The organism is Bradyrhizobium sp. P5_C12 (genome assembly GCF_054049735.1).
This window is the reverse complement of record NZ_JBFULU010000045.1, coordinates 11,915-35,362: the sequence shown is the minus strand read 5'-3', so window position 1 is coordinate 35,362 and position 23,448 is coordinate 11,915. Positions and strand designations below refer to the sequence as shown.

The 23,448-nt window shown below is 65.9% G+C and carries 22 protein-coding genes; 12 read left to right on the top strand and 10 right to left on the bottom strand.

Going from position 1 to position 23,448, the window contains the following annotated elements; translation table 11 throughout:
* Window positions 1-141: 141 nt before the first annotated feature.
* Window positions 142-1,245, bottom strand: coding sequence for a quinolinate synthase NadA (gene nadA / locus ACXJMY_RS30120; RefSeq protein WP_456622981.1), 1,104 nt, complete (start codon window positions 1,243-1,245; stop codon window positions 142-144).
* Between the two features lie 366 nt (window positions 1,246-1,611).
* Between nadA and ACXJMY_RS30115 the strand changes: the two genes are divergently transcribed.
* The 7 genes from ACXJMY_RS30115 (at window position 1,612) to ACXJMY_RS30085 (ending at window position 11,089) form a co-directional block, all read left to right on the top strand.
* A complete protein-coding gene (locus ACXJMY_RS30115) occupies window positions 1,612-2,865 on the top strand; it encodes an MFS transporter (RefSeq protein WP_456622980.1) in 1,254 nt (417 codons plus the stop codon).
* 41 nt (window positions 2,866-2,906) lie between these two features.
* Window positions 2,907-3,893 (top strand): acrylyl-CoA reductase (NADPH), encoded by a 987-nt coding sequence (acuI, locus tag ACXJMY_RS30110; protein ID WP_456622979.1) that lies wholly within the window; start codon window positions 2,907-2,909, stop codon window positions 3,891-3,893.
* Window positions 3,894-4,007: 114 nt separating this feature from the next.
* A complete protein-coding gene (locus tag ACXJMY_RS30105; protein ID WP_456622978.1) occupies window positions 4,008-4,619 on the top strand; it encodes a hypothetical protein in 612 nt (203 codons plus the stop codon).
* Between the two features lie 167 nt (window positions 4,620-4,786).
* Complete coding sequence (locus ACXJMY_RS30100) at window positions 4,787-5,020, top strand: DUF6894 family protein (protein ID WP_456622977.1); 234 nt, start codon at window positions 4,787-4,789, stop codon at window positions 5,018-5,020.
* A gap of 192 nt (window positions 5,021-5,212) precedes the next feature.
* The gene (locus tag ACXJMY_RS30095; protein WP_456622976.1) at window positions 5,213-6,952 is read left to right on the top strand and encodes a methyl-accepting chemotaxis protein; all 1,740 of its coding nucleotides are present in this window, start codon (window positions 5,213-5,215) and stop codon (window positions 6,950-6,952) included.
* A gap of 198 nt (window positions 6,953-7,150) precedes the next feature.
* On the top strand, window positions 7,151-9,121 hold the full coding sequence (locus tag ACXJMY_RS30090) for a methyl-accepting chemotaxis protein (RefSeq protein ID WP_456622975.1): 1,971 nt from the start codon (window positions 7,151-7,153) through the stop codon (window positions 9,119-9,121).
* 279 nt (window positions 9,122-9,400) lie between these two features.
* Window positions 9,401-11,089 carry a methyl-accepting chemotaxis protein gene (locus tag ACXJMY_RS30085; protein WP_456622974.1) on the top strand — a complete coding sequence of 563 codons (1,689 nt, stop codon included), beginning with the start codon at window positions 9,401-9,403 and terminating at the stop codon, window positions 11,087-11,089.
* Window positions 11,090-11,092: 3 nt separating this feature from the next.
* Here the strand turns inward: ACXJMY_RS30085 and ACXJMY_RS30080 are convergent, their stop codons facing one another.
* The 6 genes from ACXJMY_RS30080 to ygfZ form a co-directional block, all read right to left on the bottom strand.
* Entirely contained in the window at window positions 11,093-13,795 is a 2,703-nt protein-coding gene (locus tag ACXJMY_RS30080) for a DUF2339 domain-containing protein (RefSeq protein WP_456622973.1), read from the bottom strand.
* A gap of 51 nt (window positions 13,796-13,846) precedes the next feature.
* A complete protein-coding gene (locus ACXJMY_RS30075; RefSeq protein WP_456622972.1) occupies window positions 13,847-14,815 on the bottom strand; it encodes an NUDIX hydrolase in 969 nt (322 codons plus the stop codon).
* Between the two features lie 124 nt (window positions 14,816-14,939).
* Window positions 14,940-15,446, bottom strand: a complete 507-nt coding sequence (locus ACXJMY_RS30070) for a tyrosine phosphatase family protein (RefSeq protein WP_456622971.1) — start codon at window positions 15,444-15,446, stop codon at window positions 14,940-14,942.
* Between the two features lie 124 nt (window positions 15,447-15,570).
* Window positions 15,571-16,188, bottom strand: coding sequence for a YfbR-like 5'-deoxynucleotidase (locus tag ACXJMY_RS30065; RefSeq protein WP_456622970.1), 618 nt, complete (start codon window positions 16,186-16,188; stop codon window positions 15,571-15,573).
* A complete protein-coding gene (locus ACXJMY_RS30060) occupies window positions 16,185-16,811 on the bottom strand; it encodes a DNA-3-methyladenine glycosylase I (protein WP_456622969.1) in 627 nt (208 codons plus the stop codon). The genes ACXJMY_RS30065 and ACXJMY_RS30060 overlap by 4 nt, the downstream gene beginning before the upstream one ends.
* On the bottom strand, window positions 16,808-17,689 hold the full coding sequence (gene ygfZ / locus ACXJMY_RS30055; RefSeq protein WP_456622968.1) for a CAF17-like 4Fe-4S cluster assembly/insertion protein YgfZ: 882 nt from the start codon (window positions 17,687-17,689) through the stop codon (window positions 16,808-16,810). The genes ACXJMY_RS30060 and ygfZ overlap by 4 nt, the downstream gene beginning before the upstream one ends.
* Before the next feature lie 101 nt (window positions 17,690-17,790).
* Here ygfZ and ACXJMY_RS30050 point away from each other — a divergent pair, with 101 nt between their 5' ends.
* From ACXJMY_RS30050 to ACXJMY_RS30030, 5 genes are all read left to right on the top strand, one after another.
* Window positions 17,791-19,125 (top strand): dihydroorotase, encoded by a 1,335-nt coding sequence (locus tag ACXJMY_RS30050; RefSeq protein WP_456622967.1) that lies wholly within the window; start codon window positions 17,791-17,793, stop codon window positions 19,123-19,125.
* A gap of 207 nt (window positions 19,126-19,332) precedes the next feature.
* Window positions 19,333-20,193: a sulfurtransferase gene (locus ACXJMY_RS30045; protein ID WP_456622966.1), complete on the top strand. Its 861-nt coding sequence runs from the start codon at window positions 19,333-19,335 to the stop codon at window positions 20,191-20,193.
* A 94-nt stretch (window positions 20,194-20,287) separates the two neighbouring features.
* Entirely contained in the window at window positions 20,288-20,992 is a 705-nt protein-coding gene (locus ACXJMY_RS30040) for an RNA polymerase sigma factor (protein WP_456622965.1), read from the top strand.
* 88 nt (window positions 20,993-21,080) lie between these two features.
* Window positions 21,081-21,614, top strand: a complete 534-nt coding sequence (locus ACXJMY_RS30035) for a DUF4142 domain-containing protein (protein ID WP_456622964.1) — start codon at window positions 21,081-21,083, stop codon at window positions 21,612-21,614.
* 10 nt (window positions 21,615-21,624) lie between these two features.
* A complete protein-coding gene (locus ACXJMY_RS30030) occupies window positions 21,625-21,945 on the top strand; it encodes a cupredoxin domain-containing protein (RefSeq protein ID WP_456622963.1) in 321 nt (106 codons plus the stop codon).
* 181 nt (window positions 21,946-22,126) lie between these two features.
* Here the strand turns inward: ACXJMY_RS30030 and ACXJMY_RS30025 are convergent, their stop codons facing one another.
* The 3 genes from ACXJMY_RS30025 to ACXJMY_RS30015 form a co-directional block, all read right to left on the bottom strand.
* Entirely contained in the window at window positions 22,127-22,393 is a 267-nt protein-coding gene (locus ACXJMY_RS30025) for a hypothetical protein (RefSeq protein WP_007594892.1), read from the bottom strand.
* Window positions 22,394-22,578: 185 nt separating this feature from the next.
* Window positions 22,579-22,956: a TIGR02301 family protein gene (locus ACXJMY_RS30020; RefSeq protein WP_188100177.1), complete on the bottom strand. Its 378-nt coding sequence runs from the start codon at window positions 22,954-22,956 to the stop codon at window positions 22,579-22,581.
* A 44-nt stretch (window positions 22,957-23,000) separates the two neighbouring features.
* Entirely contained in the window at window positions 23,001-23,435 is a 435-nt protein-coding gene (locus ACXJMY_RS30015; RefSeq protein ID WP_456622962.1) for an NUDIX hydrolase, read from the bottom strand.
* Window positions 23,436-23,448: the final 13 nt, after the last annotated feature.

Genomic DNA, 23,448 nt, shown 5'->3' with positions numbered 1-23,448 from the left:
CCGGCGAAGGCCGGGACCCATACTCCGCGGCAGCAGTTGTTGGCTGAGCCGTTCGACGCTGACCTTTGCAACCACGCCGTTCGGTGGTTATGGGTCCCGGCCTTCGCCAGGACGACAGCTGTGTTTGCTGTTGCTTGTTGCTCAATTCTTCAGATTGATCATTCGCTCGACCGATCGCCTTGCGCGCTCGGCGATGGCCGGGTCGATCGTCACTTCCTCGCCAAGCGTCAGCAGGCTGTCCAGAATATTGGCGAGCGTGATGCGCTTCATGTGCGGGCAGAGATTGCAGGGCCGCAGCATTTCGACGTCCGGCAGCTCGGCGCGTACATTGTCGGCCATCGAGCATTCCGTGATCATCACGAGCCGCCGCGGCCGCTTCTCGCGCACCCAGTTGATCATGTGCGCGGTTGAGCCGGTGAAATCGGCTTCCGCCAGCACGTCAGGCGGACATTCGGGATGCGCGATGATCTGCACGGACGGATCGGCCTCGCGAAGCTCGCGCAGCTCCGCAGCCTTGAAGCGCTCGTGGACCTCGCAGGCGCCTTTCCAGGCGATGATCTTCACGTCGGTCTTGGAGGCCACATAAGTCGCGAGATAGCGGTCGGGCAGGAAGATCACGCTTGGCGCGTTCAGGCTCTCGACCACCTGCACCGCGTTCGACGAGGTGCAGCAGATGTCGACCTCGGCCTTCACCTCCGCCGACGTGTTGACATAGGCAACCACCGGCACGCCGGGAAATTTTTCGCGCAACAGCCGCACGTCGGCGCCGGTGATGCTGGCCGCGAGCGAGCAGCCGGCACGCGAGTCCGGGATCAGCACGGTCTTGTCCGGGTTGAGAAGTTTCGAGGTCTCCGCCATGAAGTGCACGCCGCATTGCACGATGATGTCGGCCTTCACCTTGGTGGCCTCGACCGCGAGCTGGAGCGAGTCGCCGCCGATGTCGGCGACGCAGTGAAAGATCTCCGGCGCCTGGTAGTTGTGCGCGAGGATCACCGCGCCCCGCGCCGTCTTCAGCTCGTTGATCGCCTTGATCGTCGGCGCCATCAGCGGCCACTCGATCGATGGGATCACGTGCTTCACCCGCTCGTAGAGATGCGCGGTGGCCCGCTCGACCTCCGGCGTCCATGCCAGCGACGGCATCGGCAGCGCGGACCTGGTCCGCGCCGGGGCGGGGCGAGGGGCGGTGATTTGGCCCTTCGGCCGGTTGGCAAAGTCGTCGGGGCCGTAAATTCCAGTGATCGGCATCGAAGCCTCCCGTGCATGTCTTGATATGCCTATATATGCTCATAATGAGTATATATAGAGCCCGAGAAATCCGGCCGAGAGGCCGGGTCCGATTTCAGCAGCGCTCAAATATGCTCAGTCTGAGTAAATCAAAGATAACACGCCGGGGCGGGAGCCGCTAGATCCTGCCGCACACATTCTCGTCATGGCGCGTTCGCCTTGGCGCGGGCGCCCGTCGTCGGGCGAGGTCTCGGGGAAATGCAATGCTCCCGCGAGAGCTCTTCGTGGAACGCAACCATTTTTGACTTGGGATTTTCATGCATTTGCATTAAACGGCTGACCTTGCGGTGCCTGTTCCGGATCCGCCAACGACAGATGAGGAAGTGCATGTCGACACAAGTGGGCGAGCTCGGTCCGCACTCACGTTCCTCCACCTGGCGCACGCCGGCCGTCATCATCCTCTGCGGCTGCGCCATCGGCATGCTGGGTTTCGGCCCGCGCTCGGCGCTCGGCTTCTTCGTCCAGCCGATGAGCCACGAGTTCAGCTGGGGCCGCGACGTGTTTGGCCTGGCCATCGCCTTTCAGAATTTGCTGTGGGGATTGGGCCAGCCGTTGGCCGGCGCGGTCGCCGACCGCTTCGGCCTGTTCCGCGTGATGTGCGTGGGTGCTCTGCTCTATGCCGGCGGCCTGTTGCTGATGCGCTACTCGTCGACGCCGCTGTCGCTGAACATCGGCGCGGGCGTGATGGTGGGCTTTGGCCTTGCCGGCTGTTCGTTCAATCTGGTGCTGTCGGCGTTCAGCAAGCTCCTGCCGGCCGAGAAGCGCGGGCTTGCGCTCGGCGCCGGCACTGCGGCGGGCTCGTTCGGCCAGTTCCTGTTCGCGCCGATCGGTGTGGCGCTGATCGACAATTTCGGCTGGCAGCAGGCGCTCACCGTCTTCGCCTTTCTGATGCTGCTGATCATTCCGCTGTCGCTGGCGCTCGCGACGCCGCCGGTTGACAGCTCCGCGAGTAAGGCGCCAGCCGACCAGCAGTCCTTCACCAAGGCGCTCGCCGAGGCCTTTGGCCATCGCTCCTACGTGCTGCTCGTGCTCGGCTTCTTCACCTGCGGCTTCCAGCTCGCATTCATCACGGTTCACCTGCCGGCCTTCCTGGTCGACAATGGCATCTCGGCGCAGACCGGCGGCTGGGTCATCGCCGCGATCGGCCTGTTCAACATCATCGGCTCGCTGAGCGTCGGCTACCTCCAGAACTCCCTGCCCAAGCGCTACATCCTCTCCGCGATCTATCTTACCCGTGCGCTCGCGACGCTCGCCTTCATCTCGTTCCCGATCACGCCGTTCTCGGCGATCGCGTTCGGTGCGATCTCCGGCCTGACCTGGCTGTCGACGGTGCCGCCGACGTCTGCCCTGGTGGCGCTGATGTTCGGCACGCGCTGGCTTGCGACGCTCTATGGCTTCGCCTTTGTCAGCCACCAGGTCGGCGGCTTCCTCGGCGTCTGGCTCGGCGGCATCGTGTTCGAGCGCTTCGGTTCCTACACGCCGATCTGGTGGCTCTCGATCCTGTTCGGCGTGCTGTCGGCGCTGATCAATCTCCCGATCGTGGAGAAACCCGTTGCACGGGCGGTTGCGCAGCCGGCCTGATCGGCTAAACATCCCCTGAAACAAAGTCAGGGAGTTCAGTCGTGGCCACATTCAAGGCGATCCGGATCGACAAGGCGGACAAGGGCACCACAGCCGCGCTCACGCAGTTCGACGAAGCCGAGCTGATGAACGGCGACGTCACCGTGCGCGTGGAATGGTCGACGCTGAACTATAAGGATGGCCTCGCGCTCACCGGCAAGGCGCCGGTGGTGCGCCGTTTTCCGATGATTGCCGGGATCGACTTCGCCGGCACCGTCGAGCAGTCCTCACATCCGCAGTGGAAGGCGGGCGACAAGGTCGTCTGCACCGGCTGGGGCATGGGCGAGACCCATCTCGGCGCCTATGCCGAGAAGGCACGGGTGAAGGGTGACTGGCTGGTCGCCCTGCCGCAGGGCCTGTCGGCGCGCGACGCCATGGCGATCGGCACTGCCGGTTTCACCGCAATGCTCTCGGTGCTGGCGCTGGAGAAGCACGGCCTGTCGCCGAAGAGCGGCCCCGTTGTGGTGACGGGCGCGGCCGGCGGCGTCGGCTCGGTCGCGACCGCCGTGCTGTCCAAGCTCGGCTATCACGTCATCGCCTCGACCGGCCGCGCATCGGAAGCGGACTATCTGAAAGAGATCGGTGCTGCCGAAGTGATCGACCGCAATGAATTGTCGGCGGCGGCCAAGCCGCTCGCCAAGGAGCGCTGGGCCGGTGGGGTCGACAGCGTCGGCTCGACCACGCTCGCCAACCTGCTGTCGATGACGAAATACGGCGGGGCGATCGCGGCCTGCGGTCTGGCGGCCGGCATGGACCTGCCGTCCTCGGTCGCGCCGTTTATTTTGCGCGGGGTGTGCCTTCTCGGCATCGATTCCATGATGTGCCCGATCGAACCGCGGCGGGCCGCCTGGCAGCGCCTGGCGTCCGATCTGGATCGGACGAAACTATCTGAAATCACTACGGAAATTCCTCTCGATGAGGTTTCCGGATGGGGCGCCAAAATTCTGGCCGGCCAGGTCCGCGGCCGCATCGTGGTAAAAATTCTCTAACGGCGTTCAGACTTTACCAACCAAGCTGCTTCAATGTCGCCACTGTTAGTATGGTAAGCAGCGGGTAAAGACATCAGGCATCGCCCGCTGCATGGGGTTCGTCGGAGTAAGAGCATGCTTGCGCGTTTTGTATTGGGGGCCGTCACGGCGGCAGTAACGGTTGCGCCGGCCATTGCCGGAAGCATGAATGCCGATGAAGCCCGTCGCTTCGTTGCCGGCAAGGTGTTTGCCTTCACCTGTTTCGACGGCACCCGCGGCGCGGGCCGCATTCTCGACGATCTCGGCGCTGCCGGCGCGGTGCAGTTCTCCGGCGCCGGTCCCACCCGCCACCTCCGTCTTCCCGGCAACACGCTCCAGATCCGCGGCCAGAACGTCTGCGCCTCGATCAAGGGCATTCCGTTCGAGCCGTGCTTCAATTTGGAGAAGACCGACGACCGCAGCTTCCGCGGCTCGGTGTCGGGCATGGGCTTCGCCTATTGCGACTTCCACCACCAGGGCGGCAACCAAATGCTGATGGCGCGCGCCGTCGCCCGTCCGCGCTCGCTGCGGACCTCGGAGCACACCGGTTCGGTCGGCGGCTCGAACACCGAAATCGCCGCACGCGTTGAAACGCCGCGCGTCGAGAGCACCCGGCTCGAGCCGGTCAAATCGGAAGCCAAATCCGAAATCAGGTCGGAGCCCGCCAGGAACGAAGGCCCCCTCGAGTTGCGCCGCTCGACCGATTGAATTTGACCGCCGCGGCCATCACCGCGCGAACGCCCTGTTGACCATCATCGGTAGCCATCAAGCCGCCGCGCCGTAGTCATACGGACGGCGGCTTTCATGCGTTGGTAGCTGTTCGCGCCCCAGTTTGCGTACGGCCGGGGGGCGCGGCCCGATAAAAGGGTTCAACGATGTCGCTGTACTTCTTCCGCATCAGCACCGGTCGCTACTCCGGCGCCGCCGACCAGCCGTATGAGTTCGAGGACCGCGCCGCTGCGTGGACCGAGATGACCGAGGTCTGCGCCAACCTGCTCGGCACCATCGCGCGCAATCTGAAGCCGAATGCCCAATGGAGCATGGAGCTGCTCGACGAGAACAAGGAGCCGGTGTTTCGCATCAGCCTCGTCGGCGAGAGTGGAAGTTGAAACCAGCGCGACAGCGGGCGGACGTTAACGAATGCCCCGGCTGCAAAATCGCGAAGTGCTCCTTCGCTGCACGTTCCGTATTTGTACCCAGCCCGCGCAGCTCTTGCTTAACGCTAATGAGGAACCTGACCGCTAGCCTTCCCGGCTGTTCACGCGCTTCGTCGCGGCAATTCGTATCCCGGGAAGGTTTCAATGACGCTCATTCAGAATCTGCGAATTGGCACCAAGCTCGCCATCACCTCCGCGCTGACCATCGGGCTCGTGGCGCTGATGATCTTCCTCCAGATGAGCGGCGGCGCCGAGGTCCAGAAACTCAGTAATGGAGCATCTGGACAGCAGTCGATCGCGCAAAACGCTGCGGAAGCGAAGGCGTCGGTCCGCGGGATGCAGATCGGCATTCGTGATATTCTGACTTCATCCTCGCCGGCCGAGATGCAGAAGGCCGTCACCTATTTCAACGACCGCCAGACGGCGGCGCTGAAGTTCGCGGGTGAGATGGCGAAGCTCTCGCGTTCGCCGGAGAACCAAAAGCGGATCGACCGGCTGATCGTGCTGATCGGCAACTTCCAGAAGGGCGAGCAGCAGATCGAGGCGATCCGCAAGCAGGAGCTCGCGCTCGACGGGAAGAACGACGAGGCGGCGAGGCAGCTCGCAAAGCTGACGGCCGAGGTCGGCCGCATCCGCAAGGAAACACTCGGGCCGATCAACGAAGAGATCTCCGAGCTGACCAACGAGATCACCAACTTTGCCAAGCAGAGGAGTGTAGAGACGCGTGCCGAAGCGGAAGTGGAGGTAGCCTCGGTTGCGCGGACATCGCTCGTTACCGGCGTGCTGGTCGCGCTGGTCCTGATCGGCACGTGCATCTTCTCCGTCTTCAGCATCGCGCGACCCATGCGCGCGTTGACGGCGGCGATGGAGAAGCTCGCCGGCGGAGACTTCTCGGTCGTGCTGCCGGGCCTCGGCCGCAAGGACGAGGTCGGCGAGGTCGCCGGTGCCGTCGAGAAATTCAAGATCGTGTCGGAGCAGAAGGCGCGCGAGGAGGCCGAAGCCAAGATCAGGCAGGATCAGGCCGCCGCCGCGCAGCGCAAGGCCGAGATGCACAAGCTCGCCGATAGCTTCGAAGGCGCCGTTGGCGAGATCGTCGGCACGGTGTCGTCGGCTTCGACCGAGCTGGAAGCGTCGGCTACCACACTGACCACGACGGCGGAGCGCACGCAACAGCTCACCACGGTGGTTGCGGCAGCCTCGGAGGAAGCCTCGACCAATGTGCAGTCGGTGGCCTCGGCGACGGAAGAGCTGTCGTCCTCGATCACCGAGATCAGCCGCCAGGTGCAGGAATCGGCCCGGGTGGCGAGCGAGGCGGTCAACCAGGCCCGGACCACGACCGACCGCGTCGGCGAATTGTCCAAGGCGGCGGCGCGGATCGGCGACGTGGTCGAACTGATCAACACCATCGCCGGCCAGACCAATCTGCTGGCGCTCAACGCCACCATCGAGGCGGCGCGCGCCGGCGAGGCCGGCCGCGGCTTTGCCGTGGTTGCCTCCGAGGTGAAGGCGCTGGCCGAGCAGACCGCGAAGGCGACCGGCGAGATCGGCCAGCAGATTGCGAGCATCCAGTCCGCGACCGAGCATTCGGTCGGCGCCATCAAGGACATCAGCGACACCATCGAGAAGCTGTCGGAGATCTCCTCGACCATCGCGGCTGCGGTCGAGGAGCAGGGCGCGGCGACGCAGGAAATTTCCCGCAACGTGCAGCAGGCGGCGGAGGGCACCCATCAGGTGTCGTCCAACATCACCGACGTGCAGCGCGGTGCGAGCGAGACCGGCTCGGCGTCCGCACAGGTACTCTCGGCCGCGCAGTCGCTGTCCGGCGACAGCAACCGCCTCAAGCTCGAGGTCGGCAAGTTCCTCGGCACCGTGCGCGCCGCCTGACCGCGGCAGCTCTCCTCCAGATCCCTGCAACCGCCGCGCGAAAGAGCGCGGCGGTCGCGCGCGCGCATATTGCGGCGCCACGTCGAAAGCCGCGCCGGGTTAACCTTCCGGAAAACCGACGCAGTCATGATCCCCGCAATATTCCGGGCGCTGAGTCGCCCTCCCTGTATTGCGTATCGAGCGTTTTGGAGCACATTCATGAGCGGCGCCTCCATCCGCCTGACCCACAAGGTCATGGCGATCGGATTCTTCGGCCTCGTCGGTCTCGTCGCCTTTGGCGCGATCTACGAGCTCGGCAGCCTCTCCCAGGACGCCTCCCGCACTGTTGCCAACCGTGCCCGCGCCATCGCCGACCTCGACAAGCAGCTCTCGATCGAGATGCTGGAGGCCCGCCGCAACGAGAAGAACTTCCAGCAGCGCCGGACCGAGAGCTACGCCAAGGCGCATGCCGAGCTGATCGGGCCGATCAATCGCGACTTCGACGAGGTGGAGCGGCTGATGTCGGCCGGCGGCATGAGCGCGCTGTCCGACAGGATGAAGCAGGCCCAGGATGGCTTCAAGCGCTACGTGTCGGATTTCAATGCGCTGGTCGCCGCCGAGATCAAGCTCGGCCTGAACGAGACCCTCGGCCTGTCCGGCTCGCTCCGCAGCGCGGTGCACGACATCGAGGCGAAGCTGAAGGAGATCGACAGTCCGCGGCTGACGAGCTGGATGCTGACGATGCGCCGGCACGAGAAGGATTTCATGCTGCGGCGTGATCCGAAATACATCGCGGAGCTGAAGAAGGCCGCCGCCGAATTTTCCAAGGCGATGGAAGCCGCCGCCGTTCCCGCGTCGGTCATCACGGACATCACGGCCAAGCTCCAGAAATACCAGTCCGAGTTCGTGGCATGGGCCGAGACCGCGCAGCAGGTCGCGGCCTATGACGCCGGCATGATGAAGACGTTCCGCGAACTCGAGCCGGCGATGCTCGACGTGCGGACTGCGGTCGAAAGCCTGTACAAGCAGGCCGACGCTGCGGAAGCCGCGACCCGCGACGCCGTGCGCCGGTGGATGATGATCGCCTTCGCCGTCACCGTCGTCGTGCTCGCCGTGGTCGGCTTCCTCCTCGGACGCTCGATCTCGAGCGCGCTCTCCGCCATGATCGATGCGATGACGCGGCTTGCGCGCGGCGAGCTCTCGATTTCCGTTCCCGGCGTCGGGCGAAGGGACGAGATCGGCGAGATGGCCGGCGCGGTCGAGGTGTTCAGGAACAACATGGCGGAGGCGGAGCGGCTGCGTGCCGAACAGTCGGAGGCGGACGCGCTCCGTCGCACGCAGCGCAAGGCGGACATGCAGCGGCTCGCCGACACCTTCGAAGGCGCCATCGGCGAGATCATCGAGACCGTCTCGTCGGCCGCAACCGAGCTCGAAGCGTCCTCCACCACGCTGACGCAGGCGGCCGAGCGCGGGAGCGGCCGCGCCAGCGCCGTCGCGGCGGCCTCGGAAGAGGCGTCCGCGAACGTTCAATCGGTGTCCTCGGCGAGCGAGGAGATGACCTCGTCGATTTCCGAGATCAGTCGCCAGGTGCAGGAATCGGCGCGGGTGGCCGACGTCGCGGTGGAGCAGGCGCAGCGCACCAATGCGCGCGTTGCCGAATTGACGAAGGCGGCCGGCCGTATCGGCGACGTCGTCGAGCTGATCAACACCATCGCGGGCCAGACCAATCTCCTCGCGCTGAACGCCACGATCGAGGCGGCGCGCGCGGGCGAAGCCGGCAAGGGCTTTGCCGTGGTCGCGACCGAGGTGAAGGCGCTGGCCGAGCAGACCGCGAAAGCGACCGGCGAGATCGGACAGCACATCGGCGCGATCCAGACCGCGACGGAGGACTCCGTCGGCGCCATCAAGGAGATCGGCGACACCATCGCGCGGATGTCGGAGATTTCGTCGACCATCGCCGCCGCCGTCGAAGAGCAGGGCGCCGCCACCCAGGAGATCTCCCGCAACATTCAGCACGCCGCCCACGGGACTTCGGAAGTCTCGGCGAATATCGGCGATGTGCAGCGTGGCGCCGGCGAGACCGGAGCCGCGTCGGCGCAGGTGCATTCGGCCGCGCAGTCGCTGTCGCAGGAGAGCAACCGGCTGAAGAGCGAGGTCGCTCGCTTCCTGGACTCGGTGCGGGCGGCGTGACTGCGGTTGCGTTCGAATGCTGCAATGCGTCAAGCGCGCCTGCGTCGCAGCACGCGATATCGGTTCGGCTGCACCAGATGGTTGCAGACAATAACGACGGCCACGGCCGCGCCCGTAGTTTTACGTAGCTTCCTGTTAACGCCTGTTTGCAACTATGTGCGCAATCTCTCCAGACAAGAATCAGCCAGCATTGTTGAACTGACCTCCGTCTCGCCGCCGTCGTGGCGATCGCGGCGCGGGTGATTTGTGCGTTGCCGGCTATCAGCGGGATTTGGTGTGATGTCGAAGTTGTCGATCGTCTTCAAGCTTCTGACCGTGCTGACGGTCCTCGTGCTCTCGCTTGCCGGCGTCGGCGTGACGGCGATCGGCACGATGCAGAACATCAATGCCCATACCGTTGAGATCGCGGAGAGCTGGTTGCCGAGCGTGCGCGCGCTGGGCTCGCTTCGCGCCGACATCAACGAGCTGCGCGTCGCGCTCCGCCTGCACCTGATGCAGGACACCGCCGAGGGCAAGGACGCCGCCGAGAAGCGCCTCGCCTCGCTGCGTGAGCGCATCGAGAAGACCCGCAAGGTCTACGAACCGCTGATCACCGCCGCCGAAGAGCGCTCGCTCTACGAGCAGTGGACCAGGGCGTGGGCCGAGTACCTGAACGGCGTGCAGGAGGTGATGGCGCTGTCGCGCAAGAGCGTCGGCCGTTTCCCGGCCGAGGCCAACGAGCTGTTGCAGACCAAGGTCGCGAAGATGGCCCAGGCGGCCGACCCGTTGCTCCAGAAGGGCATCGAGCTCAACAACCGCGGCGCCGAGCTGGAGACCAAGCAGGCGGCCGACAGCTACGCCATGATCTTCCGCGTGCTGGTCGGCATCATCGTGCTGTCGGTCGTGATCGCGATCGCCGCCGCCTATTATCTCGTGCGCGACGTGTCGCGTGGTATTGCCTCGATCATCCGTCCGATGCAGTCGCTCGGCGAGGGCGACCTCACGGCCGAAGTGCCGCATCGTGGCGAGAAGACCGAGATCGGCTCGATGGCGGACGCACTCCAGATCTTCAAGGAGGCGCTGATCGCCAAGAAGGCCGCCGACGAGGCGGCGGCACGCGATGCCGAGGTCAAGATCGAGCGCGGCCGCCGTGTCGACGCCATCACCCGCAAGTTCGAGGCCATGATCGGCGAGGTCGTCGGGACAGTGTCGTCGGCCTCGACCGAGCTCGAGGCCTCCGCGGCCACGTTGACCAGCACCGCGCAGCGCGGGCAGGAACTCGCGACCGTCGTCGCGGCTGCGTCCGAGGAAGCCTCCACCAACGTCCAGGCCGTGGCGTCCGCCTCGGAAGAGCTGTCGTCCTCGATCACCGAGATCAGCCGGCGCGTGCAAGATTCGGCGCGGATGGCCGCGGAAGCCGTCGAGCAGGCGGCGCGGACCAACGCGCGCGTCAACGAGCTGTCGCTGGCGGCCGCGCGGATCGGCGACGTCGTCGAGCTCATCAACACCATCGCGGGGCAGACCAATCTGCTGGCGCTGAACGCGACCATCGAAGCGGCGCGCGCGGGTGAAGCCGGCCGTGGCTTCGCCGTGGTCGCCTCCGAAGTGAAGGCGCTGGCCGAGCAGACCGCGAAGGCGACCGGCGAGATCGGGGCGCAGGTTTCGGGAATCCAGTCTGCGACCGGGGAATCCGTCAGCGCGATCCAGGAGATTGGCGGCACCATCGAGCGGCTGTCCGAGGTGTCCGCAGCCATCGCCGCCGCCGTCGAGGAGCAGGGCGCGGCGACGCAGGAGATCTCGCGCAACGTGCAGCAGGCCTCGCTCGGCACGCAGGAGGTCTCGTCGAACATCACCGACGTGCAGCGCGGCGCGATCGAGACCGGCTCGGCCTCGACCCAGGTGCTGTCGGCGGCGAAGTCGCTGGCGACCGACAGCACCCGTCTCAAGGTCGAGGTCGCGCAGTTCCTGGAATCGGTCCGCGCGGCCTGACCATTACGTGCTTGCCTGCGGAGCCGGCGGCGGTGCCTGCCGCCGGAACAGGATGCGCTGGTAGAGCCAGCCGATCGCGACCAGCACGATGCCGAGGCACATGAAGGACAGCGCGCGGTAGACGCCCGTCAGCGTCGACATGTCGATGACGAAGGCTTTCAGGATCGTCAGCGCGATCACGGCGGCGGACGCGAGCCGCGCGCGCTCGGAGTTGACGAGAATGCCGATGCCGAGCAGCGTCACGCCGAAGGCGAGCCAGCCGATCGAATAGGTGTATTGCTCGGCGCCGGTGGTCTCGCCGTCCAACAGGATCGGGCCGTGATAGAAGCGGCGGATCTCCAGCGTGACGTAGGCGAGCGCGAACACCAGCGCGCCGCCGGCGATGGTGTTGGCATAGGTCCGGCCGCGTTCGCCGACCACCGCGTAGGACAGCAGCAGCATCAGCACCGCGGGCAGCGCGTAGCCGAGCAGCAGCAGGTTGAACACGAGGCCGCCGACATCGGTCCTGGTCCACAGCAACGGGTTCTCCAGGATCAGCAGGCCGAACACGCTGATGAGGCCGGCGATCGCGGTCAGGATGACCGCGCCGACATTGTGCACGACGCTACGGCTCCTCAACCGCAGCCGCTCGAGTCCGATCGCCATCGCCAGCGTCACGCAGACCTGGAGCGCGAATTCGAGCAGCGACGGCGGCGAGGTCATGCGGCCGCCGGTCGCGATGTGGCGGATTTCCATGAAGGCGAGCAGCGCGGTGAACAGGATCGCGGCGGCCTCCACGATGCGCAACGGCGCATCGTCGCCGCGGCGGCGCAGGAAGATGCTCGCGCCCCAGAATGACGCCGCAGGCAGGCCGTAGCCCCACAACAGCCAGTTGAAGATCGGCGTGGTGCCGACGGCGTCGCCGACGATGCGCGGATCATAGCCGATGCGGGCGGTGACGATCGCTGCGAAGATGGCGGCGAGCCGGCGCAGCACCGGGATCGGGCGCTGCAACGAGATCCAGGCGGTGCCGAGCGACATCAGCGCCAGCGCAATGGTGAGCCAGCCCTTTTCCAGCGCGAAGGTCAGTGCCAGCGCCAGCGCGCCGAGCGTGCCGGTTGCGAACAGTGCGATGGAGGTCGCTAGCCCCGGCCGATCTTCGCGGCGCGAGAGGGCTTCGGTCGCAGCGCCAGAGGCCGCAGCAAGCAGTACCGCGAGGATCGCGAACGGGATCGAGCGATCGAGATGGGCGATGCGCGCGTAGAGCGCAACGAGGATCGCGATCGGTGTGGCAACGGCTGCCGCCGACCACACCACCGGGATGATCGCCGAGCTCGACCGGCCCTGCGCGAAAAAGCCCGCGATGCCGAAGCCGGCGGCAAAGATCACTGCCATCACCAAATGCAGCGTCACCGCGCTGTCGGTCGCGACCGGCCCGACGCCGGGCATGGGGCCGCCCGGCAGCACCAGCATGTCCGGATTGGCGCTCACGGCCCATTCGGCGAACACGATGAAGACGGTCGCTGCGGCCGCGCCCAGCGCGCCCGTTGCGGCCGGCGCGCGCCAGGCGACGAACAGCGTCGCACCGACCAGAAGCGTGAAGGCGATCAGCGCGAGGTCCGCATGCGCGCTCGACAGCACGATCAGCATTGCGCCGAACAGATAGGCGCCAAGCGAGCTCGACGAGACTGGCTCGATCTCGCCGTCCCCGATCGCAGGGCCGAACATGAAGCCGCAGACGACGAGGAGGGCTGCGAGCACGAAGCCCGCGATGGCATGGAAGGCGTGCGGCGCGACCTGCAAGTCGCCGGTATCGAGACCCGGGAAGATCCAGAGCACGGCGAAGACGATGGTGGTCACCGCGAGCCAGCGCCACAGCCGGATGCGGGCGAGGCCAAAGCTCGCAGCGGTGACGATCGCGAGATAGACGTAGAGCGCCCAGTAGTCGGGCTTGCCGCTGGAGACGAGGATCGGCGTCACGAACGCGCCGACCACGCCAAGGCCGGCGAGCGCGGGCCCATGCAGGAGCGCTGCGGCGAGCGTGCCCATCGCAACGATGCCGAGCAGCACGAAGGCGGTGGCGGGAACGAGGAAGCCGTAGAGCGCGTAGGCGGCGTAGATGGTGGCAAACGCCACCGCCGTTCCAGCCGCGGTGAGGATCGCGGGGATGTTGGCGATCGGCAGCGCCGCGATGTTGGAGATGCTCTCCTTGCGCCGCGACCACTCGCCAGCACCTAACAGCGCGGCTGCGAACAGGCCGCCGAGAAACACGCGCACGCCGGGGCCGACGAGGCCGGCCTCGATCGAATAGCGCACCATGAAGAAGCCGCCGAGCGCGAGCGCAAGGCCGCCGATCCACACCACCCAGCGGGTACCGAGACGCTCCTCGAAGCCGGGCTCTGCGGCCGGCACGCGAGGCGGCGCGACGGCCTCCGCGCTCGCTTCGAGCGGCGGCGGCGAAACCTCTTCGGTGACGGGCGGCGGCGGCGCTTGCTCGACTTCGGGCGCGAGCGGCGGCGGTTCGGCGGCGGTTGTTGCGGGCGCTTCAGCCCGCACCTGCGCGGGCATCAGCGGTGGCGGCTGCACGCGCCGCTGCGCGTAAAACATCTCTTCGAGCGAGGCCAGCCGGCGGCGCAGCTCGGCCGCCTGGCTGGAGGCCTTGACCGCGATCAGGAAGGCGATGATCGCAATGATCAGCGCAAAGAAGTCAAACGGACCGTCGAACATGAAGCCTCCAGGCAACCGGCGGGCAGGGGCCGGTTACGCAAATCCTAGAATCTAGCGCCGGGAGCGAACGCGCAAGCCGGGGGCCGGCCGCTCCTGGAGCACGTCGCGGCGGAAGCGATAGAGCGCTGCCGGCCGTCCGCCGGTCTGTGTCGACATCACCCCGGTCGGTTCGACCAGGGCTTCCGTTTCGACCAGGCGGCGGAAATTCTGCTTGTGCAGTTGCCGGCCGGAGATGGCCTCCACCGTGTACTGCAGTTCGGTAAGTGTGAACTCGGCGGGCAAAAGTTCAAAGACGACAGGGCGATACTTCAGTTTTGCGCGCAACCGCGCGATTGCGGTGGCGAGGATCCGGCGATGGTCGAACCGCATCGAGGTGCCGAGCGCAGGAAGGGTCTTGCGCGTTAATGCCGCAGGGCGGCCATCCCGCCGCGCCTCCTCGATCAGGCCGGCCTCGTACAGGAGCTCGTAGCGGTCGAGCACGCGCTCCTCGTCCCAGGGGACGCCGTCGAGGCCGAAATAGAACCGCACGCGATCCCTGCGCGGCAGCGCGCGCGTGGTCTCCGGCGGCTCCTCCTCGGCCCATCTGGTCAACTCCGGGATAATGTCGCGGGCGATGATCGCGGGCGGCGCCTCGCGCCAGTCCTCCCAGGGAAAGAAGCGATACCAGGGTTCGAAGCTCGCGCCCGTCGCGGCGAGCTCGCCATCGATGGCGCGCGTGAGCGCGAGATAGCCGATCGACACCATATGCGCGCCGGTATCGCCGGCCTCCGCATGACGGCCGCGATCGCCGAACGTGTAGAGCTGCTCGACATAGCCGAGCCTCAGGCCCGCCTGCGCCTCGACCCAGGCGCGCAGGCCGATCTCGAAGGTGCGGTGGCTCGGCGCATCGAACGGACCGAACGGCAGGCCGGCAAGCCCGTCACTGCCGCGCGCGGTGAGGATCAGCGGCTCATGATCCTCGATCGCGGCGATCGCGGCGGTCAGGCCGATCTCGATCGGCGTGAGGAGCTTGTCGCTCATGCGGCTGATGTCGTTGGGGTTGTGAGAAAGATATGCCGTTTGGTTGAGACGGTCTCTCTGGTGGCTCGCTGCACCTCTCCCGCTTGCGGGAGAGGTCGCGCACCTTCATTGTGGTGCGCAGCCGTCATTCGAGCTCGATCACGAAGGGGCGGCCTTCCACCATCATGGCGCCCGGGCCCATCTCGTCGAGCGCGCGCAGCATGCGGCCGTTGCGCCCCAGCGCGCGGTCGGCGAGGCTCACGATGCGCCGGTTCGGCGAGGCGATCGGCGAAGCCGCGCGGATCTTTTTCGCAATCTCGATCTCGTCGCGATGCGGATTGAGCGCGCAGACGGTCGCGAACGCGCTCGCGGTGGAGCGGCTGATGCCGGCATAGCAGTGCACCACCAGCGGCGCGCTGCGGTCCCAGCCGCGCACGAAATTCAGCACCTGGTCGATATGGGCCTCGGATGGTGCGGTGAAGCCGTCCATCTCCTCGGTGATGTCGTCCATCGACACCTTGAGATGGTTGGCCGGCAGCACCGAGACCGGCCGCACCACCTGATCGACATTGGCCATCACGGTCAGCACATGGCTGGCCCCGGTGAGGCGGACGGTTTCGGGAAGGGCTGCGAGGGAACAGACGTGGATCATGGCGGACCTTTTCGTCGATTATAGCGAGTGCCTGTAGGGTGGGCAAAGGCGCTAAGCGCCGTGCCCACCATCCCGCACCTTGCTCGAATTGGTGGGCACGCTGCGCTTTGCCCACCCTACAGGCCTAAGCAAACACCGCGCTGAAACGTTCGAGGAACTGCTTCTCCGCCCGCGCCGCCGTCCAGGGCGTGAGATAGTCGCGCCGGACGCTGTCGGAGAGGCCGGGATCGCGGCCGAACAGGCGCTTGGCCTCGGCGTCGCTGAAGCCAGCGAGCTCGGTCGCCTCGAGGTAAGCCGCGCCGCGGTCGGCGGCCTTGATGGCTTGCGTGACCTCGTCCGGCAGCACCGGCGGCAGGCCGAAGCGGATGTGGATGGCGCCGAGTAGCCGCTTCTCGACCGCCTTGTAATGACCATCGAGCACGGCCTTGAACGGCGAGATCATGTCGCCGATCACGTATTCAGGCGCGTCGTGCAACAGGGCTGCAAGCCGCACGCGCTGATCGACCCGCGGCGTCTCGTGCCGCATCACGGTCTCCACCAGCAGCGTGTGCTGCGCGACCGAGAAGATGTGCGCGCCTGTGGTCTGCCCGTTCCAGCGCGCCACCCGCGCAAGCCCATGCGCGATGTCGGCGATCTCGATATCGAGCGGGGAGGGATCGAGCAGATCGAGCCGCCGGCCCGACAGCATGCGCTGCCAGGCGCGGGACGGTACGTCGCGCGCGGCGGTCTTCTTCGCCGTCATTTGACTTTGAGGCGCGGCTTGCGCTGCGTCTTGCTGCAGCTCGCGTGACAATGGCAGTCGACGAGATGGTCGTTGACCATGCCGGTCGCTTGCATGAAGGCATAGACGATGGTGGGGCCGACGAACTTGAAGCCGCGCGACGACAGTTCCTTGGAGATCTGCACCGACAGCGGCGTCGAGGCCGGTACGCTCGCGGTGGTCTTGAAATGGTTGACCTTGGGCCGGCCGCCCATGAAGTCCCACAATAGCTTCGAGAAGCCCGGGCCCTTCTCCATGATATCCAGATAGGATTTTGCGCTGAGGATCGTGCCGTCGATCTTGGCGCGGTTGCGCACGATGCCGGCGTCGTTCATCAGCGCATGGACCTTCTTGGGCGTATAGCGCGCGATCTTCTCCGGCTGGAAGTCGTCGAAGGCTTTGCGGAAATTGTCACGCTTGCGCAGGATCGTGATCCAGGAGAGGCCGGCCTGGAAGCCGTCGAGGATCAGTTTCTCATAGAGCGCGCGGTCGTCATATTCCGGCACGCCCCATTCGGTGTCGTGGTAGGCGACATAGAGCGGATCTTCGCCGGGCCAGGGGCAACGTGTCAGGCCGTCGGGATGCAGGCGAGGGGCGCGGCTCATGCGGTGGGCTGCTTCAGGGGAATACGGACGACTTCGGGTTCAGCCAGCGTCAAGGCAAGTCCCCCGGCGGTGAGTGGCTGGCCGGCATCGAGCGCGTCGGCGACGCGGTCGATGCGCACCAGCGCGATGCCCTTGCCTAGCGCCGACGAGCCCATGGTGCCGACCGGCTTGTCGCCGGCGAGAATGCTGACGCCGAGCTCCGGCGAGAGGTCATCGAGCAAAACCTTCACGCTGCGGGTGCGCGCGGTGCCGCGATGTTGCATGCGCGAGACGACCTCCTGGCCGACATAACAGCCCTTGTCGAAGTCGACGCCGGCAAGACGGTCCATGTTGGTCTCGTGCGGGAACGCATCGCTGTACATGAAATCGAGCCCGCCGCGCGGCACGCCGAGCGCGATTCGGTGGGCCTCGTATTCGGCGGCGTCGACGAGTTCGGCGCCGATGAGATCGGACAGCTTCTGCTTGAGATCTTCGGGGATCAGGATGCGGTAGCCGAGCTGCTCATTGCGTGGGTCGGCGAAGGCCAGGTCCGGCTGGGCCGCGATCTGCCCGTCCCAGGCCGCAAGCACGCCGAGATCGTCGGAGAGATTTTCCACCGTGACCTTGGCGCGGAGCTTGTAGAATTTCAGCTTGGTGGCGAGGCCATCGGCCAGCGCTTTCGGGCAGTCGATCAGGAACCCGCCGCCATGGCCTTCGGGCACCTCCGTGACCAGGAAATCGACGACGATCTTGCCCTGCGGCGTCAGCAGCGCGCCGAATCGCCCCAGGCCCGGCTTGAGCCTGTCGAGGTCGGTGGTGATGAGGCCGTTGAGGAAGTTGCGCGCATCCTCGCCCGCGACCTTGACCACGCCCCGGTCGGGAAGAAACGCTGATTTCATGCGAAAATCTCTTGCGACATGTTGCTCCGGAACGTAAGCCCGCAACGCATAAACGACAAGACCTCGAGCCCTGCGCTTGGGGATGAGAGGGGCCTTCAGCCATGACCCAGCGTTTCGAAATCATCCTCAAGGGCGGCACCGTGGTCAACCAGGACGGCGAGGCTGTCCGCGACATTGGTATCGCGGGTGGCCGCATTGCCGAGATCGGCGCGCTGTCGCAAGCCTCCGCCGCCGAGACGATCGACTGCAAGGGCCTGCATATCCTGCCCGGCGTGATGGACACGCAGGTGCATTTCCGCGAGCCCGGGCTGGAGCAGAAGGAAGACCTCGAGACCGGCTCGCGCAGCGCCGTGATGGGCGGCGTCACCGCCGTGTTCGAGATGCCGAACACCTCACCGCTCACGGTGACTGAGGCGACCTTCACCGACAAGGTGAAGCGCGCCCATCACCGCATGCATTGCGATTTCGCTTTCTTCATCGGCGGCACCCGCGAGAACGTGCAGGACCTGCCCGTGCTGGAACGCGCGCCCGGCTGTGCCGGCGTCAAGGTGTTCATCGGCTCGTCCACCGGCGCACTGCTGGTGGAGGACGACGAAAGCCTGCGCCGCATCTTCCAGGTGATCCGCCGCCGCGCCGCGTTCCACGCCGAGGACGAGTATCGCCTCAACGACCGCAAATCGCTCCGCATCGAGGGCGATCCGCGCTCGCATCCGGTCTGGCGCGACGAGACCGCGGCGCTGATGGCGACGCAGCGGCTGGTGAAGCTCGCGCATGAGACCGGCAAGCGCATTCATGTGCTGCACATCTCGACCAAGGAAGAGATCGAGTTCCTGCGCGACCACAAGGACGTCGCCTCCTGCGAGGCGACGCCGCATCACCTCACGCTGGCCGCGCCCGAATGCTACGAACGGCTCGGCACGCTGGCGCAGATGAACCCGCCGGTGCGCGGGGCGGATCACCGCGCCGGCATCTGGCGCGGCATCGAGCAGGGCATCATCGACGTGCTCGGCTCCGACCACGCCCCGCACACGCTGGAAGAAAAGCAGAAGACCTATCCGGCCTCGCCCTCGGGCATGACCGGCGTGCAGACGCTGGTGCCGCTCATGCTCGACCACGTCAACGCCGGCCGCCTGTCGCTGGCGCGTTTCGTCGATCTCACCAGCGCCGGCCCCGCGCGCCTCTACAACATGGCCTGCAAGGGCCGCATCGCCGCCGGCTACGACGCCGACTTCACCATCGTCGACCTCAAGCGCAGCGAGACCATCACCAACAAATGGGTCGCCTCGAAAGCCGGTTGGACCCCCTATGACGGTGTCCGCGTCCAGGGGTGGCCCGTCGGCACCTTCATCCGCGGCCGTCGCGTGATGTGGCAGGGCGAACTAGTGACGCCGTCGCAGGGCGAGCCGGTGCGGTTTCTGGAGACGTTGAGGGCGTAGGGGTTCAGGTAAGTGGCACGATTGTGCTGCACACTCGGTGTCGTCCCGGCGAAGGCCGGGACCCATAACCACAGGGAGACGTTTGGCGAAGACTGGTGGTTACCAGTCCTTCCCGTCGGTACGGATACCTACGTTCACCGATAGATCACGCGGTATGGGTCCCGGCCTTCGCCGGGACGACATCGAGGAAGCATGGGAGAGCATTCGATGACCCAACCCCTCATCGCCACCGACCAACTCGCCGCTTTGCTCGGCGATCCCAATCTGCGCCTCTACGACTGCACGACCTACAACGAACCTGTTCCACCCGGGAGCGACGTGCCCTATCGCGCAGTCCCCGGCGACAAGACGTTCGCGGCAGGCCACATTCCCGGCGCCGATTTCCTCGACCTGCAAGGCGAGTTCTCCGACACCTCCGCAAGCCCGCTCTTCATGATGCCTGGTGTCGCCCAGCTAGAGGCCGCCTTCGGCCGCCACGGCACCGACGCATCCAAGACCATCGTGCTCTACAGCATCGGCACGCTGATGTGGGCGACGCGGTTCTGGTGGATGTTGCGCTCGCTCGGCGTCGATGCGCAGGTGCTCGATGGCGGATTCGACAAATGGAAGGCCGAGGGGCGGCCGGTCGAGACCGGCGCTCCGAAGGGCTATCCCACGACGACCTTCAAGGCCGCGTCACGCGCAGGCTTCTTCGTCGACAAGACCGCTGTCACGGCACGGATCGGCGATCCAGCAACGGTCATCGTCAATGCGCTCGGGCCGCAATTTCATCGCGGCCTCGAGCCGAGCCGCTACGGCCGGCCCGGCCGCATTCCCGGCAGCGTCAACGTTCCAGCCGCAACGCTGACCAATGCCGACAAGACCCTGACCTCGCTTGCGGATGCCGAAGCGAAGTTCTCCGCCCAAGGCATCACGCGCGACAAGACCGTGATCTGCTATTGCGGCGGCGGCATCTCGGCGACGATCGACCTGCTGCTGACGCAGCTCGGCTACAACAAGCTGACGCTGTACGATGCGTCCATGGGCGAATGGGCCAGGGATCCGGCGCTGCCGATCGAGACGGATTAAGACCTTCTACCCCTCCAAGGGAGGTAAGAAAGTTGGGAACCTTTTGTGCCCGCCTGCATCCAATGTCCGGAACCAACGGAGACAGGTGACCGCCATGCAACGGACCGCCGCCGGCCTGTCCGCCGGCGCAAAGACCCCGGAAATCAGGGCATCGGAAGCCGAGCTGATCGACCGTGCGCGGCGCCGGGACGAGGCCGCGCTCCGCGAGATCATGCAGGCCAATAACCGCCGGCTCTATCGCCTTGCGCGGGGAATTCTGCGCAGTGACAGCGAGGCCGAGGACGTGGTGCAGGAAACTTATGTCCGTGCCTTCACCCATCTCGACGGCTTCAGGGGCGAGTCCGGGCTGTCGACCTGGCTGTCGCGCATCGCCATCAACGAGGCGCTCGGCCGGGCGCGAAGCCGCATGCCGCATGTCGAGATCGGCGCGCTGCCGGAAGAGGTGCTCGACGCGCAGATCATCAAGTTTCCCGTTTCTCCCGCAGGCGACCCGGAAAGGACCATGGCCCAACGTGAAATCCAGCGCGTCGTCGAACGCGCCATCGACGAGCTGCCGGATGTCTTCCGCATGGTCTTCGTCGCACGCGTCATGGAGGGGATGAACATCGAGGAGACCGCCGATCTGCTCGGCGTCAAGCCCGAGACCGTGAAGACGCGGCTGCACCGCGCCCGCACCATGCTGCGCGAGAATGTCGAGAAGGAGATCGGTCCGGTGGTGATGGATGCGTTCCCGTTTGCCGGCTGGCGCTGCGAGCGATTGACCGCATCAGTGCTGAAGCGGCTCGGCAGCGGCGGCTGAAGTTTTTCGGGAACGTTTGCGCGAAAATCCCATCCAATGCCTGTGAAGCAACGCCGGCAAACCGCCCGGCAGCACAGGAGTGTCAAACATGTTCACCCGATGGAGCGCGGCGCTCGCCGCGGCAATTCTGTTGTCGAGCCCCACGCTGTTTCGGGGCGCCAGCGCAGCCGACAAGCCCACCGATCCACAGATCGCCCATATCGCCTACACCGCGGGCGTGATCGACATCAACGCGGCCAAGCAGGCGCAGAAGAAAGCCAGGAGCAAGGACGTGAAGGCGTTTGCCGAGGACATGCTGCGCGACCACGAGGCGGTCAACAAGCAGGCGCTCGCCCTGGTCAAGAAGCTGAACGTCACGCCCGAGGATAACGACACCAGCAAGGCGCTGTCGAAGCAGGCGAGCGACAAGCTGGCTGAGCTCGACAAGCTGAGCGGTGCTGCCTTCGACAAGGCCTATGTTGCCAACGAGGTCGCCTACCACAAGGCGGTCAACGGCGCGCTGGAGACCCAGCTCATCCCGTCCGCCGGCAATGCCGAGCTGAAGAGCCTGCTGCAGACCGGCCTGAAGATCTTTCAGGGCCATCAGCAGCACGCCGAGCATGTCGCGGCCGAGCTGAAATAGGGGGTGTGGGATGAAGCCGGGACGCCTCGCTTCGATCGCGCTTGCGGTCGTCTTCCTGTCGATCGCCGTCCCGGCGCAAGCCGCGACCATCGAGATCACGATGGAGAATCTCGTGGTCTCACCGGCTGATGTGTCGGCGAAGGTCGGTGACACCATCAATTGGATCAACAAGGACGTCTTCGCTCACACCGCCACCGCGAAGAACGGCGATTTCGACGTGACGCTGCCGCCGAAGAAATCGGCAACGTTGGTTCTGAAGAAGGCGGGAACAGTCGATTATTACTGCCGCTACCATCCCAACATGAAAGCGACGCTCAAGGTCGCGCCGTGAGGGAGGAGGGAGCGCGTTCCCGATCGCTGCGGGAACATCTCCCGGCCGTCGTGAGACTAATGCTTGACCAGGCGAGACGGCTTTCGTGCGATAAACGCGGCAGACTTCGCAAACACGTTTGCAAAGTCATTCATCCGCAGACTGGCCCCGCCCGCGTGGCGGGGTCATTTTCGACAAGCGGCTACTGCCGGGAGATGTCGACGGAGAATTCGCCGTTGCGGATGCGGCCGGGAAAGCCCTCGACGAATTTCGCCACCGCGTCCTCGCCATAGGTGCCGACCAGCTCGGCGAGCGCCGCGAACAGGCTCGCCTGCGCCAGGCAGTCGCCGTCGACGCCGTCATGGCGCGCCTCGGCCCAGGCCTCGTTGAGATAGCTCAGCGCGGCCTGTTTCTGCTCGTGGTCGGGCAGCGGCGCGCGGGCGGGGGCATAGGACACTGGATGGCTCATGAAACTCGACAGGGCTGGGGCGCGATCCACGGCGATGCGCTGTTCGAAAGGTGTAGCACGCGTATTAACGCCCGCTAGGCCACATCTTTAGGAACGGTTAATGGCGGTGGACAAAGACGATGACAGCGTTCCCGCCGCTGTCATTCCGGGCTCGCGCCACGCGCGCCCCGGAATGACGAAGAAAATCAGTTCGCGTAGCGTGCCGTGAGATCGCGCGAGATCTTCGAGCCTTCCTCGATGTAGCGGCGGATCGCGACGGTCGCGGCCGGGGTGCAGCTCCGGTAGGTCTGCTGGAAACCGTTATAGCCGCGGTTGAAGCCGGCGATCATGCGGGTGCGGCGCTCGCCGGAGGGGGTCTCGGCATCGATCAGCGCCTGCATCTCGCTGCGCCATTTGTTGCCTTCGTTGGCCCCGCAGATGCCGCGCAGGTAGTGCAGTCCGCCAAGGATCTCGGCCAGCCGCTGCAGATCGCCGTCAAACGGCGCCGCCACGTCCTGGGCCCGGGCGGGCACGGAGGCGCAGGCAAGAATCAGGGCAAAAATGGCCAGAAATCGCGTGGACATCGGCCGGTGTATGCCTCCTCGAGGCGGCGGGCGCAAGGCGGGGGTCAGTGTCCGATCAGGCGCGCGGCCGACTGGATGACCTCCTCCAGCCCCCCGGTCAGCTTGAGGTCGCCGAGGCTCGCCAGGGCATCCGGGGCGATCCAGCGGTAGTCATCGAGCTCGTCGTTCAAAACCGGCTCCCGGGCCGCCCAGCGGGCGGCAAAAGACATGATCAGGTAATGGCCGGCGCCGGCCGTGGCCGGCAGCACCTCGCGCCAGCCGGCGAGGCCGATGATCTCGATCTTAAGCCCGGTTTCCTCATCCACCTCGCGCTTGAGCGCCTGGTGCAGCGATTCGCCGAACTCGACCCGGCCGCCGGGCAGCGAATAGAACCCCTTGGCGGGCGAGCGGGCGCGGCGGGTCAGAAGTACCTTGCCGTCACGAAAAATCGCCGCGCTGACCGCGATCTGGGGACGCTGGGGCTGGACGATTGCGGACATTTTCTTAAAGGAC